At 67.3% G+C, this 16,167-nt stretch carries 15 protein-coding genes; 12 read left to right on the forward strand and 3 right to left on the reverse strand.

Features of this window, described 5'->3' with window-relative positions:
* Window positions 1-31: 31 nt before the first annotated feature.
* Entirely contained in the window at window positions 32-196 is a 165-nt protein-coding gene (locus L6444_RS09845) for a hypothetical protein (RefSeq protein ID WP_236982071.1), read from the forward strand.
* Here the strand turns inward: L6444_RS09845 and L6444_RS09850 are convergent.
* Complete coding sequence (locus L6444_RS09850) at window positions 180-1,013, reverse strand: NAD-dependent protein deacetylase (protein WP_236982073.1); 834 nt, start codon at window positions 1,011-1,013, stop codon at window positions 180-182. The two genes, L6444_RS09845 and L6444_RS09850, sit on opposite strands and share 17 nt — an antisense overlap.
* A 72-nt stretch (window positions 1,014-1,085) precedes the next feature.
* On the opposite strand from L6444_RS09850, the gene L6444_RS09855 reads away from it, so the two are divergent.
* The gene (locus L6444_RS09855; protein WP_236982075.1) at window positions 1,086-3,128 is read left to right on the forward strand and encodes an NAD(+) synthase; all 2,043 of its coding nucleotides are present in this window, start codon (window positions 1,086-1,088) and stop codon (window positions 3,126-3,128) included.
* 14 nt (window positions 3,129-3,142) lie between these two features.
* On the opposite strand, the gene L6444_RS09860 is transcribed toward L6444_RS09855, so the two are convergent.
* Entirely contained in the window at window positions 3,143-4,000 is an 858-nt protein-coding gene (locus tag L6444_RS09860) for a ribokinase (RefSeq protein ID WP_236982077.1), read from the reverse strand.
* A gap of 163 nt (window positions 4,001-4,163) precedes the next feature.
* Here L6444_RS09860 and L6444_RS09865 point away from each other — a divergent pair, with 163 nt between their 5' ends.
* From L6444_RS09865 to L6444_RS09885, 5 genes are all read left to right on the forward strand, one after another.
* A complete protein-coding gene (locus L6444_RS09865; RefSeq protein WP_370652903.1) occupies window positions 4,164-6,347 on the forward strand; it encodes an adenylate/guanylate cyclase domain-containing protein in 2,184 nt (727 codons plus the stop codon).
* Window positions 6,347-7,750: a mechanosensitive ion channel family protein gene (locus L6444_RS09870; RefSeq protein WP_236982079.1), complete on the forward strand. Its 1,404-nt coding sequence runs from the start codon at window positions 6,347-6,349 to the stop codon at window positions 7,748-7,750. Before L6444_RS09865 ends, L6444_RS09870 begins: the two co-directional genes overlap by 1 nt.
* A 70-nt stretch (window positions 7,751-7,820) precedes the next feature.
* Window positions 7,821-9,068 carry a glutamate-5-semialdehyde dehydrogenase gene (locus L6444_RS09875; protein WP_236982081.1) on the forward strand — a complete coding sequence of 416 codons (1,248 nt, stop codon included), beginning with the start codon at window positions 7,821-7,823 and terminating at the stop codon, window positions 9,066-9,068.
* A gap of 26 nt (window positions 9,069-9,094) precedes the next feature.
* Window positions 9,095-9,970: an AAA family ATPase gene (locus tag L6444_RS09880; protein WP_236982083.1), complete on the forward strand. Its 876-nt coding sequence runs from the start codon at window positions 9,095-9,097 to the stop codon at window positions 9,968-9,970.
* Window positions 9,970-11,415 carry a vWA domain-containing protein gene (locus L6444_RS09885; protein WP_236982085.1) on the forward strand — a complete coding sequence of 482 codons (1,446 nt, stop codon included), beginning with the start codon at window positions 9,970-9,972 and terminating at the stop codon, window positions 11,413-11,415. Before L6444_RS09880 ends, L6444_RS09885 begins: the two co-directional genes overlap by 1 nt.
* Window positions 11,416-11,635: 220 nt before the next feature.
* Here the strand turns inward: L6444_RS09885 and L6444_RS09890 are convergent, their stop codons facing one another.
* Entirely contained in the window at window positions 11,636-12,628 is a 993-nt protein-coding gene (locus L6444_RS09890; protein WP_236983969.1) for a class I SAM-dependent methyltransferase, read from the reverse strand.
* 267 nt (window positions 12,629-12,895) lie between these two features.
* Here L6444_RS09890 and nadD point away from each other — a divergent pair, with 267 nt between their 5' ends.
* From nadD to L6444_RS09915, 5 genes are read left to right on the forward strand one after another with little or no spacing between them, the layout of a single operon-like run.
* On the forward strand, window positions 12,896-13,561 hold the full coding sequence (gene nadD, locus L6444_RS09895) for a nicotinate-nucleotide adenylyltransferase (protein WP_255731155.1): 666 nt from the start codon (window positions 12,896-12,898) through the stop codon (window positions 13,559-13,561).
* Window positions 13,558-13,947 (forward strand): ribosome silencing factor, encoded by a 390-nt coding sequence (gene rsfS / locus L6444_RS09900; protein WP_236982087.1) that lies wholly within the window; start codon window positions 13,558-13,560, stop codon window positions 13,945-13,947. The genes nadD and rsfS overlap by 4 nt, the downstream gene beginning before the upstream one ends.
* Window positions 13,944-14,615 carry a glucosyl-3-phosphoglycerate phosphatase gene (gene gpgP, locus L6444_RS09905; RefSeq protein WP_236982089.1) on the forward strand — a complete coding sequence of 224 codons (672 nt, stop codon included), beginning with the start codon at window positions 13,944-13,946 and terminating at the stop codon, window positions 14,613-14,615. Before rsfS ends, gpgP begins: the two co-directional genes overlap by 4 nt.
* Entirely contained in the window at window positions 14,602-15,333 is a 732-nt protein-coding gene (octT, locus tag L6444_RS09910; protein WP_236982090.1) for a diglucosylglycerate octanoyltransferase, read from the forward strand. The genes gpgP and octT overlap by 14 nt, the downstream gene beginning before the upstream one ends.
* Window positions 15,330-16,160: a DegV family protein gene (locus L6444_RS09915; RefSeq protein ID WP_236982092.1), complete on the forward strand. Its 831-nt coding sequence runs from the start codon at window positions 15,330-15,332 to the stop codon at window positions 16,158-16,160. Before octT ends, L6444_RS09915 begins: the two co-directional genes overlap by 4 nt.
* Window positions 16,161-16,167: the final 7 nt, after the last annotated feature.

Here is a 16,167-nt window from a genome sequence, read left to right on the forward strand (position 1 = left end):
ACGACAGAGATTCGGAGAGATCATGTGGGCTTTGACAACTTCCAACGGACTGCGGGTCGACAACATCCGGTTCGAGCGCGACGCCAGAATGGCCGTGCACAACCTGGGTTACCCGCGAGCCATCGGCCCGTACTCCTGGCAGGTCGTGGACAACCAGGGACGGCAGTTCGTCGCCGAGGTCAGAAAGGCGCGCTGACAACCAGTTCCGCGGTCAGCAGCGTCAGAATTTCCGAACAACCGCCGTCGACCTTGACGGTGGACAGGTCGTCGCCGCGGGTCGCGCCCCGGTTGACGATCGCTACCGGGATACCGTGGGCCGCTGCGTGTCGGACGAACCGGTAGCCGGAGAACACCGTCAGCGACGAGCCGGCGACCAGCAGCGCCTCCGCCTGGTCCACCAATGAATATGCTTCGGCTACAACCCCTTTGGGGACACTCTCGCCGAAGTAGACGATGTCGGGTTTGAGCATGCCCCCGCAGTGCGGGCAGTCGAGATAGCGGAACGACTCGGTTTCGGCGACGACGGCGTCCGCATCCGGCGCCACCGCCAGCCCGCCGACGGACTCGGCGCGCTCGACGAACCCGGGGTTGAGCGCCTCCAGTTGCTCGGCGAGGGCGGCGCGGCTCATGGCGTGACCACAGCCCAGGCAGGCGACCTGCGCGTAGGTGCCGTGCAGATTCACCACGTTGGCGCTGCCGGCCTTGGTGTGCAGCAGGTCGACGTTCTGCGTGATCACCCCGCAGACCACTCCCGCCTGTTCCAGGGCAGCCAGCGCGTAATGGCCCGCATTGGGCCGGGTGTCGTCCATGTGCCGCCAGCCGAGATGATTGCGGGCCCAGTACCGCTGCCGGAACACCGGATCTGAGGTGAACTGGCGGATCGTCATCGGATTGCTGGGCGGCGAGTCGGGTCCCCGATAATCGGGTATGCCGGAGTCCGTGGAAATGCCTGCACCGGTGAGCACCGCAATTCGCCGGCCGGACAGCATCGCGACGAGCTCGGGAGATTCCATGCATTCGAGAGTAGGCACCTTTGCGGGACGGGCTTCGGGCGTCACGGGCGCCGCACGCCACAATGGTGGGCGATGAACTTCTATTCGGCCTACCAGCACGGGTTCCTGCGCGTCGCCGCATGCACGCACCACACCACCATCGCCGACCCGGCGGCCAACGCCGCGTCGGTGCTGCAGGTGGCCCGCGAATGTCACGACGAGGGTGTCGGATTGGCGGTGTTCCCCGAACTGACACTGTCCGGCTACTCGATCGAGGACATTCTGCTCGCCGACGCCCTGCTCGACGCGGTCGAGGATGCGCTGGCTGACCTGGTCGCCGAATCGGCCGGCCTGCTGCCGGTCCTGGTGGTGGGTGCGCCGCTGCGGCATCGGCACCGCGTCTACAACACCGCGCTGGTGGTGCACCGTGGTGCGGTGCTCGGGGTGATCCCCAAGTCCTACCTGCCGAACTATCGGGAGTTCTACGAGCGACGCCAAATGGCCGCCGGGGACGACGAGCGCGGCACCATTCGGGTGGCGGGCCGGGACGCGCCGTTCGGGCCGGACCTGTTGTTCGCCGCGGCCGACCTGCCCGGTTTCGTGCTGCACGTGGAGATCTGCGAGGACATGTTCGTTCCGGTGCCGCCCAGCGCCGAGGCCGCCCTGGCTGGTGCGACGGTGCTGGCCAACCTGTCCGGCAGCCCGATCACGGTGGGCCGCGCCGAGGACCGGTCACTGCTGGCGCGGTCGGCGTCGGCGCGCTGCCTGGCCGCGTACATATACGCGGCTGCGGGGGAGGGCGAGTCGACGACCGATCTGGCCTGGGACGGCCAGACGATGATCTGGGAGAACGGTGCGCTGCTGGCACAATCCGAACGCTTCCCGAAAGGCGGGCGCCGCTCGGTGGCCGACGTCGACACCGAGCTGCTGCGCTCGGAACGGTTGCGGATGGGCACCTTCGACGACAACCGGCGTCACCACGCCGCCGTGACGGACGCGTTCCGGCGCATCGAGTTTCGGCTCGACCCGCCCGACGGCGACATCGGTCTGCTGCGCACTGTGGAGCGCTTCCCCTTCGTGCCCGCCGATCCGCAACGGCTGCAGCAGGATTGCTATGAGGCGTACAACATCCAGGTGTCGGGTCTCGAGCAGCGGTTGCGGGCATTGGACTACCCGAAGGTGGTCATCGGTGTTTCCGGCGGGCTGGATTCGACGCACGCGTTGATCGTCGCCGCTCGGGCGATGGACCGGGAAGGCCGGCCGCGCAGCGACATCCTGGCCTTCACACTGCCGGGGTTCGCCACCGGCGATCGCACCAAGGCCAACGCGGTCAAGTTGTCCCGTGCGCTGGGAGTCAACTTCGAGGAAATCGACATCCGGGACACGGCCAAGGGGATGCTCGCCGAGATGGGCCATCCGTTCGCGCGGGGCGAGAAGGTCTACGACGTCACGTTCGAGAATGTGCAGGCCGGCCTGCGCACCGACTACCTCTTCCGGTTGGCCAACCAGCGCGGCGGCATCGTGCTGGGCACCGGCGACCTCTCCGAACTGGGGCTGGGCTGGTCGACCTACGGTGTCGGCGACCAGATGTCGCACTACAACGTCAACGGCGGCGTGCCGAAAACGTTGATCCAGCACCTGATTCGCTGGGTCATCTCCGCCGACGAGTTCGACGAGCAGGTCGGCGAGATCCTGCAGTCGGTGCTGGACACCGAGATCACCCCCGAGCTGGTTCCCTCCGGCGAAGAGGAGGAATTGCAGAGCAGCGAGGCCAAGGTCGGACCCTATGCCCTGCAGGACTTTTCACTGTTCTACGTGCTGCGCTACGGCTTCCGCCCGTCCAAGATCGCCTTTCTGGCCCGGCATGCCTGGAGCGATGCCGAGCGCGGCAGCTCGCCGCCCGGTTTCCCCGAAGACAAGCGACCGGTCTACTCGCTGGCCGAGATCCGGCACTGGCTGAAGGTCTTCGCGCAGCGGTTCTACTCGTTCAGCCAGTTCAAACGTTCGGCACTGCCCAACGGTCCCAAGGTTTCCCATGGCGGTGCGCTGTCGCCGCGCGGGGATTGGCGGGCCCCCTCGGACATGTCCGCGCGGATCTGGCTGGACGAGATCGAACGTCACGTGCCCGAGGACTGAATTCTTCGTCGAGCTCAGTCGAGCATGGCCGCGTAGATCGCCGCCGCGGTGGGCGCACAGTCACCCGCTCCGGGAGTCAACGTGGCCAGGGCGCCGGCCGCGCAGGCACGCCGAATCGCACTTCGCCGCTGGGCGGCAGAGCCCGGTGCGCGCGGCCAGTTCGCGGCGAGCACCCCGGCGAACACGTCACCGGCGCCGGTGGTGTCGACCGCCGTAACCGTCGGCGCGGCCACCTCGAACTCGCCGTCGACGCCGGCGTAGCGCGCGCCGCGTGCTCCCAGAGTCGTCACGAAGTGCGCGGTCGGCCAATGCCATTGGGCGGCCTCACCCTCATTGGCGATCACCACGTCGGTGACGGATGCCAATGCGGCCAGTGATTCCCGATGCGCCGGTGCGGCGTTGACCATCACGACCGCCCCCGCAGATTGCGCCCGTCGCGCCGCGGACACCACCGTCGGCACCGGAATCTCTAACTGGGTCAACAACACATCGCAGTCGAAGGTGACGGCGGGGCCAAGCGACACCTGTGCGTTGGCGCCCGGTACGACCACGATCAGATTCTCGGCGCCGGCATCGACGACGACGATCGCCGTTCCACTGGGGCCGGACACTGCGACCAGGTGATCCAACCCGACACCGTTGCCGCGCAGGTGCTCCCGCAACTGCTCGGCCGCCGGGTCGTCTCCGACGGCGCCGACGAACTGTACGCGCGCACCCGCACGCGCCGCTGCGATCGCCTGATTGGCGCCCTTGCCTCCGGGCGCATACGACAGCGACGATGCCAGCACCGTCTGGCCCGGCGCCGGCAGCGAGGTGACCTGTAACGTCAGGTCGAGATTCACGCTGCCGACGACCGTCACTCGCTTCGCCATAGCGTCGAGGCTAACGACACCGGCGGGCGGGCATCACCTTTCGGTGAAAGCGAGGACACAGCCAGGTGTCACTTTCCGGCAAAGCCCGACAAGCCGTACTGAGCGGGCTAATGTGCAGCGTGATCGGGGACCCGTTACAAACCGGTGGCAGAAGGGAAGCCGATTGACATCGGGTGAGCCAACAAAGCCGGCGCCGGAGAGCGACAACAGTACGTCTCCGGTCGCACAGCGCGCCCGGCGCCGGTTTCCGGGGATACGCTTCCGGGTCAGCATCCAATCCAAGATCCTGGTGGCACTGCTGCTTTCGAGCATCTTGTCGGTCGCCGTCGTCGGCCTGATCGGAGCGCTTTCGGGGCGCAGCGCGATGCGCGAAGTCGAGTCCGAGCGGCTGATCGAGCTGCGCCAGTCCCAGAAGCGACAGATCGAGGCGCTGTTCCGGGAGGTGACCAATTCGCTGGACGTTTACAGCGGAGGGTTCAGCGTCGACCAAGCGGTGACCGCAATGGCCGCCGGGATGAGCGAGTTGGCCAACGCCAACATCAGCGGCGCCCAGCAGCAGGCGATCGTCGACTACTACAAGAACCAGATGATCAAGCCCATCAAACAGGCGACCGGCGACGACATCGATCTCAATGCGGTGCTGCCGAACTCCAACGCCCAGAAGTACCTGCAGGCGTACTACACGGCCTCGACAAAGACCGATGCATTACCGGTCACCGACGCCGGCGACGGCAGCGCATGGTCGGCCGCCAACGCCCGGTACGACTTCTACATGCGTGACATCGTCACCCGCTTCGACTACCAGGACGCGCTGCTGTTCGATCTGGACGGCAATGTCGTCTACTCGGTGAAGAAAGGGCCGGACCTCGGCACCAATATCCTCACCGGACCGTACCGAGAGTCGAATCTGCGCGAGGCTTACCAAAAAGCGTTGCGCTCCAACGATATCGATTTCATCTGGATCACCGATTTCGAGCCCTACCAGCCCCACCTCGCCGCCCCCACGGCCTGGGTGGTGTCGCCGATCGGCGTGAACAAAATCGACGGGGTGATGGCCCTGCCGGTGCCGATCGCCAAGATCAACAGCATCATGACCGCCGACAAGAACTGGAAGGGCGCCGGAATGGGTGCGGCGACCGAGACCTTTCTGGCCGGTCCAGACGATCTGATGCGCTCTGATTCAAGGCTTTTCCTGGAAGATCCGCAGGAATATCGGCGCCAGGCTATTGCGGCCGGCACCGCGCCCAGCGTCGCGGACCGGGCTATCCGGTTGGGTGGCACCACACTGGTGCAACCGGTGCGCAGCGCGGGTCTGCGCGCGGCGCAACGCGGGGAGACCGGCGTCGTCGCCGGCACCGACTACACGGGTAACCGGGAACTGGAAGCCTATGCCCCGCTGAATATCCCCAACTCGGACCTGCACTGGTCGATCCTGGCGACTCGGGATGACTCCGACGCGTTCGCCAGGCTAGGCAGATTCAGCAAGACCCTGGCGATCGCGGTCACGGGGATGATCTTTGCCGTCTGCGTGGTCTCGATGCTTGTCGCGCAGGCGGCGGTGCGCCCGGTCCGGCGTCTGGAAAAGGGCACCCAGCAGATCAGCTCCGGTGACTACGAGGTCAACATACCGGTCACCTCACGCGACGAAATCGGCGATCTCACAGTCGCTTTCAACGAAATGAGCCGAAATCTGGCGATCAAGGAAGAACTCCTCAATGAGCAGCGCAGGGAGAACGACCGAATGCTGCTGGCGCTGATGCCCGAGTCGGTCGTCCAGCGTTACCGCGAAGGCGAGCCCACCATTGCGCAGAAGCATCAAGACGTCGCGATCATCTTCGCCGACATCATCGGGCTGGACGAGATCTCCAACGATCTGCCCGGCAACGAGCTGGTCGGGATTGTCGACGAGTTGTTCGGCCAGTTCGACTCGGCAGCGGAAGCCCTTGGCGTGGAGAACATCCGCACGTTCCACAACGGATATCTGGCCAGTTGCGGAGTCATCACACCACGACTGGACAGCATCCATCGCAGCCTGGAGTTCGCCCTGGAGATGCGTCGCATCATCGAACGCTTCAACAGCCGCAGTCCACACGACCTGGGTCTTCGGGTGGGTATCAACACCGGCAACGTGACCAGCGGCCTGGTGGGCCAATCCGGGCTGGTCTTCGACATGTGGGGTGCCGCGGTCAGCTTGGCCTACCAAATGCACAGCGGCACACCGCAAGCCGGAATCTATGTGTCGGCGCAGGTATACGAGGCGATGCGGGATTCGCGGCAGTTCACGCCCGCCGGGACGATTTCGGTTGGCGGCGAAGAGCAGGCCATCTACCGGTTGTCGGAGCGGTGATGAGCGCATTCCACATGTCGTGGTTTCACTGGGCCGTCGGCATCGCGACCGGATTTCCGGTCGGCCTACTCCTACTGACCGAGTTGCAGCACGCCCTGCTCCGCAGAAACAACCGGTTGGCCCGCCAGGTCGGTGTATTGCGAAACTGGCTGCTGCCGCTCGGCGCGTTGTTGCTGCTGTTGGTCAAGGCGTCGGAGATCTCGGCCAGCGATGTCCCGGTGCGCATTCTGACCACCCTGTTCGGCTTCCTGGTGCTGGTGCTGTTGCTGTCCGGGCTGAGCACCACGGTGTTCGAGGGAGCCCCGGAGGACAGTTGGCGCAAACGATTCCCGGCGATCTTCCTCGACGTCGGCCGCATCGCGTTGATCGGCGTCGGTCTGGCGGTGATCCTGTCCTTCGTCTGGGGCGTTCGGGTTGGCGGGGTGTTCACCGCATTGGGAATCACCTCGGTGGTCATCGGGCTGATGCTGCAGAACTCCGTCGGTCAGATCGTCTCCGGCCTGTTCATGCTGTTCGAGCAGCCTTTCCGGATCAACGACTGGCTGGATACGCAGACGGCGCGCGGGCGGGTCGTCGAGGTGAACTGGCGCGCCGTGCACATCCAGACCGGCAGTGGGCTGCGGATCATGCCGAACTCGATGCTGGCCACCACCGCGTTCACCAATCTGAGCCGCCCCGCCGGGCCGCACAAGTGCTCGATCACCACCAGGTTCGCCACCTCTGACCCGCCCGACAAGGTCTGCGCGATGCTGAACCTGGTAGCCGGTGGGCTGCCCTTGATCAAGCCGGGTACCGCGCCGAGTTCGGTGGCTTTGGGCGGCGGTGAGTACAAGACCACCATCAGGGTCAACTCGCCCGCCGACGAGGGGGCGACGCAGTCGACCTTCGCGCGCTGGGTCTGGTACGCAGCGCGCCGCGAAGAACTGCATCTGGACGGCGACGACGACGACTTCTCGACGCCCGAACGGGTCAGCAAGGCGCTGCGCACGGTGGTCGCCCCGGAACTGCGGCTGACCCTCGCCGATCAACAGTTGCTGGCCCCGTACGCCAGGGTTGTGCGGTACGGCGCCGACGAGATCGTCCAGTACGCCGGGGAGGTTCCCGCGGTGATGACGTTTCTGGTCGCCGGCAGCGTCCGGCTGACCGTGATCGACGAGGTCGGCGACGTCGTACCCGTCACCACGCTGCACCAGGGCTCGTTCCTCGGGATCACCGCGCTGACCCGCCAGCCCAATCTCGCCGGCGCCTACGCTCTCGACGAGGTGACCGCGGTCGAGATTGAACGTGAGCACCTGGAGAAGATCGTTATGAACAAACCGATGTTGCTGCAGGACCTGGGCCGGATCATCGACGAGCGGCAGAGCACGGCCCGGCGGGTGACGCGCCGCGAGCGAGTCGGCTGAGTCGCGGCAGGGTGCCGCCGCGGCAACGGGCGGCCGCGCCCCATCGGAGCAGGCCGGATACCCTGTGGTAATGAGTCTGCAAGCGCCGGCGCTGCCCGACCTGCGTCAAGAGGTGCACGACGCCGCCCGGCGCGCCCGGGTGGCCGCCCGGATTCTGGCCACCACACCCACCGCCGTCAAAGACCGTGCGCTGCACGCCGCCGCCGACGAGATCCTGGCCAGTGCCCCGGCGATCTTGGCCGCCAATGCCGAAGACCTGGAGGCTGCGCGGGCGGCCGACACCCCGGCCGCGCTGCTCGACCGGCTGGCGCTCAACCCGCAGCGCGTCGACGGCATCGCCGCCGGACTGCGCCAGGTCGCCGGACTGCCCGACCCGGTCGGCCAGGTGCTGCGCGGCTCCACCCTGCCCAACGGGCTGCAACTGCGTCAGCAGCGGGTTCCGCTCGGCGTGGTCGGAATGATCTACGAGGGCCGCCCCAACGTCACCGTCGACGCCTTCGGCCTGACCCTCAAGTCCGGCAACGCGGCCCTGCTGCGCGGCAGTTCCTCCGCCGCCAAGTCCAACGAGGCACTGGTCACGGTGCTGCGCAGAGCCCTGGTCGCCCAGGAGTTACCCGCCGACGCCGTGCAGCTGCTCTCGGCGGCCGACCGGGCCACCGTCACCCACCTCATCCAGGCTCGCGGCTTGTTGGACGTCGCGATTCCGCGCGGGGGAGCCGGTCTGATCGAGGCGGTGGTGCGCGACGCGCAGATACCGACTATCGAGACCGGGGTCGGCAACTGCCATGTCTATGTGCACGAAGCCGCCGACCTCGATATCGCCGAACGCATCCTGCTGAACTCCAAGACCCGCCGGCCCAGTGTCTGCAATGCCGCCGAAACCCTGCTGGTCGACTCCGCGATCGCCGCCGAGGCGATGCCCAGGCTGCTCGATGCGTTGCAGAACGCTGGTGTCACAGTGCATCTCGACGCGGGAGAGGACGACCTGCGCCGCGAATACCTGGCGATGGACATCGCGGTGGCGGTGGTCGACGGCGTGGACGGCGCTATCGCACACATCAACGAGTACGGCACCGGCCACACCGAAGCCATCGTCACCACCAATCTTGCTGCGGCCCAACGGTTCACCGAGCAAGTCGACGCCGCCGCGGTGATGGTCAACGCGTCCACCGCGTTCACCGACGGCGAGCAGTTCGGCTTCGGCGCCGAGATCGGCATCTCCACCCAGAAGCTGCACGCCCGCGGTCCGATGGGCTTGCCGGAACTGACCTCGACCAAGTGGATCGTCTGGGGGGACGGCCACACCCGACCGGCCTGACCCGCCCTCCCTAGGAGAATCCCGCTATGAGCGTGCCCGCGCGGCCCGTGCCGCTGTTCGCCGACATCGCCGACGTCTCGCGACGCCTGGCCGAAACCGGCTACCTGCCCGACACCCCCACCGCGACAGCGGTTTTCCTGGCCGACCGGCTCGGTAAGCCGCTGCTGGTGGAGGGTCCGGCCGGCGTCGGCAAGACCGAACTGGCCCGCGCGATCGCCCAGGCCACCGGCTCGGAGTTGGTGCGTTTGCAGTGCTACGAGGGCGTCGACGAGGCCCGCGCCCTCTACGAGTGGAACCACGCCAAGCAGATTCTGCGCATCCAGGCCGGCTCCGGCGACTGGCAGGCCACCAAGGACGACGTGTTCAGCGAGGAGTTCCTGCTGCAGCGTCCGCTGCTGACCGCGATCCGGCGCACCGACCCGACCGTGCTGCTGATCGACGAAACCGACAAGGCCGACATCGAGATCGAGGGCCTGCTGCTGGAGGTGTTGTCCGACTTCGCGGTGACCGTTCCCGAACTCGGCACCATCACCGCCACCCGCACCCCGCTGGTGGTGCTGACATCAAATGCCACCCGAGAGCTGTCCGAGGCGCTCAAACGTCGTTGCCTGTTCCTGCACATCGACTTCCCCACACCGGAGCTGGAGCGGCGCATCCTGTTGTCGCGGGTTCCCGAACTGCCCCAGCACCTTGCCGAGGAACTGGTGCGCATCATCGGTGTGCTGCGCGGGATGCAGCTGAAGAAGGTGCCGTCCATCGCCGAAACCATCGACTGGGGCCGCACCCTGCTGGCCCTGGGGATGGACACCATCGACGACTCCGTCGTCGCCGCCACACTGGGTGTCGTGCTCAAGCATCAGTCCGATCAGCAACGCGCCACCGGCGAGTTACGGCTGAACTGATGGCCGCCCGACGCCTGCGCCCCAGCCGCCCGCTCGCCCCGCACGGGCTGCCCGGGCACCTGGTCGGATTCGTGGAAGCGCTTCGGGCGAGCGGCATTTCGGTGGGCCCCTCGGAGACGGTGGACGCCGGGCGGGTGATGGCCACGTTGGGCCTGGGTGACCGGGAGGTGCTGCGGGCCGGCCTGGCGTGTGCGGTGCTGCGCCGGCCCGATCATCGCGAGACCTACGACGCGATGTTCGACCTGTGGTTCCCCGCCGCCCTGGGGGCCCGCGCCGTGGTCCTCGACGAGGAAGACGGCGGTGACCCCGACGGTTCGTTGCCGCCCGACGACGTCGAGGCAATGCGGCAGATGTTGCTCGATCTGCTCAATGACAACCCCGATCTGGCCGACATGGACGAGCGACTGGTGCAGATGATCGCGCGGATCGTGGAGGCCTACGGCAAATACAACTCCAGCCGCGGCCCGTCGTTCTCCTCGTACCAGGCGCTCAAGGCGATGGCGCTGGACGAGCTGGAAGGCAAACTGCTGGCCGGCCTACTCGCGCCGTATGGCGACGAGCCCACGCCCAGCCAGGAGCAGATCGCCAAAGCCCTTGCCGCGCAACGAATAACACAACTTCGCAAGATGGTCGACGCCGAGACCAAGCGGCGCACCGCCGAACAGCTGGGCCGCGAGCACGTCCAGATGTACGGTATCCCACAGCTTTCGGAGAACGTCGAATTCCTGCGCGCCTCGGGCGATCAGCTCCGGCAGATGCGCCGCGTGGTGGCGCCGCTGGCGCGCACCCTGGCGACTCGGCTGGCCGCGCGCCGCCGCCGCGCCCGAGCCGGAACCATCGACTTGCGCAAGACCCTGCGCAAGTCGATGTCCACCGGGGGTGTGCCGATCGACGTGGTGCTCAAGAAGCCGCGTCCCGCGCGCCCGGAGCTGGTGGTGTTGTGCGACGTGTCCGGTTCGGTCGCCGGCTTCAGCCACTTCACCCTGCTGCTGGTTCACGCTCTGCGCCAACAGTTCTCCCGGGTCCGGGTGTTCGCCTTCATCGACACCACCGACGAGGTGACGCACATGTTCGGCCCCGAGGCCGACCTGGCCGTGGCGATTCAGCGGATCACCCGCGAAGCGGGCGTGTATGCCCGTGACGGCCACTCCGACTACGGCAACGCCTTCGTCACGTTCCAGCAGGCCAACCCCAATGTGCTGTCGCCGCGCAGCTCGCTGCTGATCCTGGGCGACGGGCGCACCAACTACCGCAACCCGGCCGTGGACGTGCTGGAGGACATGGTGAAGGCCGCGCGGCACGCGCACTGGCTCAACCCGGAGCCCAGACACCTCTGGGGCAGCGGCGATTCGGCGGTGCCCCGGTACGAGGAAGTCATCACCATGCACGAATGCCGGTCAGCCAAGCAGCTGGCTGGCGTGATCGACCAGTTGCTGCCGGTCTGAGCTTCCTAGGCGCCTCAGTCCTGCCGCGCCTCGAGTCTTGCCACGCCTCGAGTCTTGCCGCGCCTCGAGTCTTGCCGCGCCTCGAGTCTTGGCGTCGAGCGTTGCGCTGGCGTGACGCTCGACGTTGATGGTTGCGCTGGCGTGACGTTCGGCGCCGAGGGGATGTGGCGGGGGACGAACGGGCAGTGACGAGCGGGCAAGGGCAAGCGATGCGCGACCGTCAGCGGGTCTTGCGGAACACCAGCCAGCGCATCTCGATCGGGCTCTGCTCCCGCTCGACCGGAAACACGTCCAAACCACTGACCCACGCCGCGTACCAACTGGTCTGCGGCCACGCGCCCGGCGGCAGATGGGTCTGCTCGTAGTCGAACACCGACTCATCGGAGATCAGCTCCAGCGGCAGTCCCGCCGAAGCGTCCGAGAGCTCCTCGCGCGAGAACATGCCCGTGTAGGCCTGCTGCCCGAATTCGCGTGCGGCGTCGTCGATCTCGTAGCCGAACCGGGGCAGGAACGTGTTGAACACCAGCCGGCCGCCGGGGGCCAGGCAATGGGCGGCCAGCTCGAACAGCCCACGCAACTGCTGGGTGGTGCGGAAATCGGGCACCACCTCCGAGAGCACGATCAGCTGATAGTCCTGACGCAGGTCCTCGGTGGTCTCGAAGACGTTGCGCACGATCACCCGCACGTCCAAGCCGTCGCGCTGTGCCTCCGACCGGATGATCTCGGCGAACTTCGGGGTCAGCTCCACCACGTCGACGGGGTGCCCGCGTCGTGCCAGCGGAAGGGCGTTGCGTCCGGTGCCGGCGCCGATGTCGAGCACCCGGTACGTCGTGGGCTCGGCGGCCTCGTTCGCCAGGGCCCATACCCGGGCGTCGGGTTCGGTGCCGAACAGCGGTGGTTCGCGGGTGGCGACCCAGTTCTCATAGGACTCGGCCACGGTGAACCAGCGCGCGTTGACCTGGTAGTGCAGGGTCGGGCCGATGGGGGCGTTGTAGGAGATGACGATGTTGGACCGCTGGGAGATGGAGTAGGCCTCGGCCAGCTGCTCCTTGAGGATGTTGCGCAGCTGGTCCAGCTCCTCGTCGTTGAACCGTCGGCCGACGCTGGCGAAAATGTTGCTGCACATCTCGACGTACGTGTCGAGCAGGCTGGGCACGGCCGGCAGGGAGATCTCGCCGGTGACCACCGATCGACTGAGGAAGCGCCGGGTCATGGCGTCTTTCCACTCTTGCGCCTGATTGACCGGGGCGGTCGTCGAGTTTTCCACAGACTTCTTCTACACGATCGCCCCGCTTGTTGCTGCGGATTGGCGCAACGCCATCAGATCTGCTTACCGAGGCGGACAAGCGCACGGCGCGGGCATCCCAGCTGTGGCGCAGCCCCGCCCGCCGATTCTGCGGACGTCTGGGCGCTGCGTGTGGCGCCGCCCACACGCTACTGTTTTCGCTGGTCGGCAGGCCCTCCAGTAAGCTGGCAAACCATGCAAAAGCGGCAGCGCAGGCTGGGGGTGATGGGCGGGACGTTCGATCCCATCCATTACGGCCACCTGGTAGCCGCCAGCGAAGTAGCCCATAACTTCGAACTCGACGAGGTCGTCTTCGTGCCCAGCGGTCAGCCGTGGCAGAAGGAGCGTCACGTGTCGGCCGCGGAGGACCGGTACCTGATGACGGTGATCGCCACCGCATCCAATCCGCGGTTCTCGGTCAGCCGAGTCGACATCGACCGCGCCGGGCCGACGTACACCCGCGACACCCTGCATGACCTCCATGCGCTGAACCCGGATGCGCAGTTGTACTTCATCACCGGTGCCGACGCGCTGGCCTCCATCCTGTCCTGGCACGGCTGGGAGGAACTGTTCGAGCTGGCGCGCTTCGTCGGGGTGAGTCGGCCCGGTTACGAACTGCACCACGACCACATCACCGAGGCGGTCGGCGAACTGGCCAAGGACACCTTGACGCTGTTCGAAATCCCCGCACTGGCGATCTCCTCGACCGACTGCCGGCGACGCGCCGCGGAGCGCCGGCCGCTGTGGTACCTGATGCCCGACGGCGTGGTCCAGTACGTCTCCAAGCGCCGGCTCTACCGAAAGCCGGAGGGCGAGCCGATCCCGTCGCCCTCCGGCCTGGTCACCGGGAGCAGCGCATGAGCGCAAACCAGGAAGCGATCGACATGGCCACGGTGGCCGCCACCGCGGCGGCCGCAAAACTGGCCGACGACGTCCTCGTCATCGACGTCTCCGGGCAGCTGGTCATCACCGACTGCTTCGTGATCGCCTCGGCGTCCAACGAACGACAGGTCAACGCGATCGTCGACGAGGTCGAGGAGAAGATGCGCCGGGCCGGTTACAAGCCGGCCCGCCGGGAGGGGGCCCGCGAAGGTCGCTGGACGCTGCTGGACTACCGCGACATCGTGGTGCACATCCAGCATCAGGACGACCGCAATTTCTATGCGCTGGACCGGTTGTGGAGCGACTGCCCAGTGATTCCGGTGGACTTGGACTCAGCGCCTGAGGCCGAAACGGACGCCGAATGAGTGTGCGCCGGCTGGTGATGCTGCGGCACGGGCAGACCGATTACAACCTGGGCAGCCGGATGCAGGGTCAGCTGGAGACCGATCTGAGCGAGTTGGGCCGGGCCCAAGCGGTGGCCGCCGCCGAGGTACTGGGCAAGCTGCAGCCGCTGCTGATCGTGTCGTCGGATCTACGGCGGGCCTTCGACACCGCGGTCACGCTGGGTGAGCGCACCGGCCTACCGGTCCGGGTGGATTCCCGGCTGCGCGAGACGCATCTGGGCGACTGGCAGGGGATGACTCACACGCAGATCGACGCCGAGGTCCCGGGTGCGCGGCTGGCCTGGCGCGAGGACGCTGCCTGGGCTCCGCACGGCGGCGAGAGCAGGGTCGACGTGGCGCACCGCAGTCTGCCGGTGGTATCCGAGTTGGTCGCCGGTGAACCCGACTGGGGCGGGCCCGGTCAGCCGGAACGGCCGGTCGTACTGGTCGCCCACGGTGGGCTGATCGCCGCCTTGTCGGCCGCGCTGCTGGGATTGCCGGTCGCCAACTGGCCGGTGTTGGGTGGCATGGGCAACTGCAGTTGGGTGCAGTTGAGCGGACATGCCGAGGACACCGCCGACTTCGAGGCGATCCGGTGGCGGCTGGACGTGTGGAACGCTTCGGCGCAGGTGTCCAATGACGTCCTCTGAAGGCGCCACGCCCACGCTGCTGATCTTCGCCGACTCGCTGTCCTACTACGGGCCCACCGGCGGCCTACCCGCCGATGATCCCCGCATCTGGCCCAACATCGTTGGTGCCCAACTGGGTTGGAATGTCGAGCTGATCGGCCGGATCGGCTGGACATGCCGCGACGTGTGGTGGGCGGCGACCCAGGACCCGCGAGCCTGGGCGGCGCTGCCCAAGGCCGGCGCGGTGATCTTCGCCACCAGCGGCATGGACTCGCTGCCGTCGGTGCTGCCGACCGCGCTGCGCGAACTCATCCGTTACGTGCGGCCGCCGTGGCTGCGGCGGTGGGTGCGCGACGGCTACGGTTGGCTGCAGCCCCGGCTGTCGCCGGTCGCCCGGCCCGCGCTGCCGCCGCACCTGACCGCGGATTATCTCGAACAGACCCGCGGCGCAATCGATTTCAATCGGCCGGGGATCCCGATGGTGGCGTCGCTGCCGTCGGTGCATGTCGCCGAGACCTACGGCAACGCCCACCACGGCCGGGCCGGGACGGTCGCGGCGATCACCGAATGGGCGCAGCAGCACGATATTCCGCTGGTCGACCTCAAAGCCGCGGTCGCCGACGAGATCTTCAGCGGCCGTGGCAATCCCGACGGGATCCACTGGAACTTCGAGGCGCACCGGGCGGTCGCCGAGTTGATGCTCAAGGCGCTGGACGAAGCCGGGGTGCGGGGTCGATGACGGTCCGCGTGGTCACCGACAGCGCCGCGCGACTGCCCGCCGAGTTGCGCACCAAGTGGGCCATCCGTGAAGTGCCGCTGCACATCCTGCTGGACGGTACCGATCTACGCGACGGTATCGATGAGATTCCCGACGACATCCACAAGCGCCACGCCACCACCGCGGCGGCCACTCCCGCCGAGTTGTGCACGTCCTATCGACAGGCGTTGGCGGACAGCGACGGCGAGGGCGTGCTGGCGGTGCACATTTCCTCCGAGCTGTCGGGCACCTGCCGCGCCGCAGAATTGACCGCCGCTGAATTGGGTTCGGCGGTAAGGGTTGTCGATTCCAAGTCCACCGCAATGGGGTCCGGTTTCGTCACGCTGGCCGCGGCACGAGTTGCGGCGGCCGGGGGTGATCTCGATGCCGTGGCAGCAGCTGCTGAAGCCGCCGTGCACCGCACGCACGCCTACATGGTTGTGCAGCGGTTGGACAACCTGCGCCGCAGCGGACGGATCGGCGGCGCCAAGGCGTGGTTGGGCACCGCCCTGGCCCTCAAACCGCTGCTGCACATCGACGACGGCAAACTTGTTCTGGCCCAACGCATACGGACCGCCAAGGGCGCTGTCGCCGCGATGGTCGACCAGGTCTGCGAGGTGGCCGGGGAGCGTCCCGCCGCGCTTGCGGTGCACCACGTCGCCAACCCGGACGGTGCGGCCGAGGTGGCCGCGATGCTGGCCGACCGGCTACCGGCGGCCGAGCCCGCGATCGTCACGCCGCTGGGGCCGGTGCTGGCAGTGCATGTCGGCGCCGGAGCCCTGGCGGTCTGCCTGCAGCTGACCGGGTAGACCTCGG

The sequence above is a fragment of the Mycobacterium kiyosense genome (assembly GCA_021654635.1).
GTDB lineage: Bacteria > Actinomycetota > Actinomycetes > Mycobacteriales > Mycobacteriaceae > Mycobacterium > Mycobacterium kiyosense.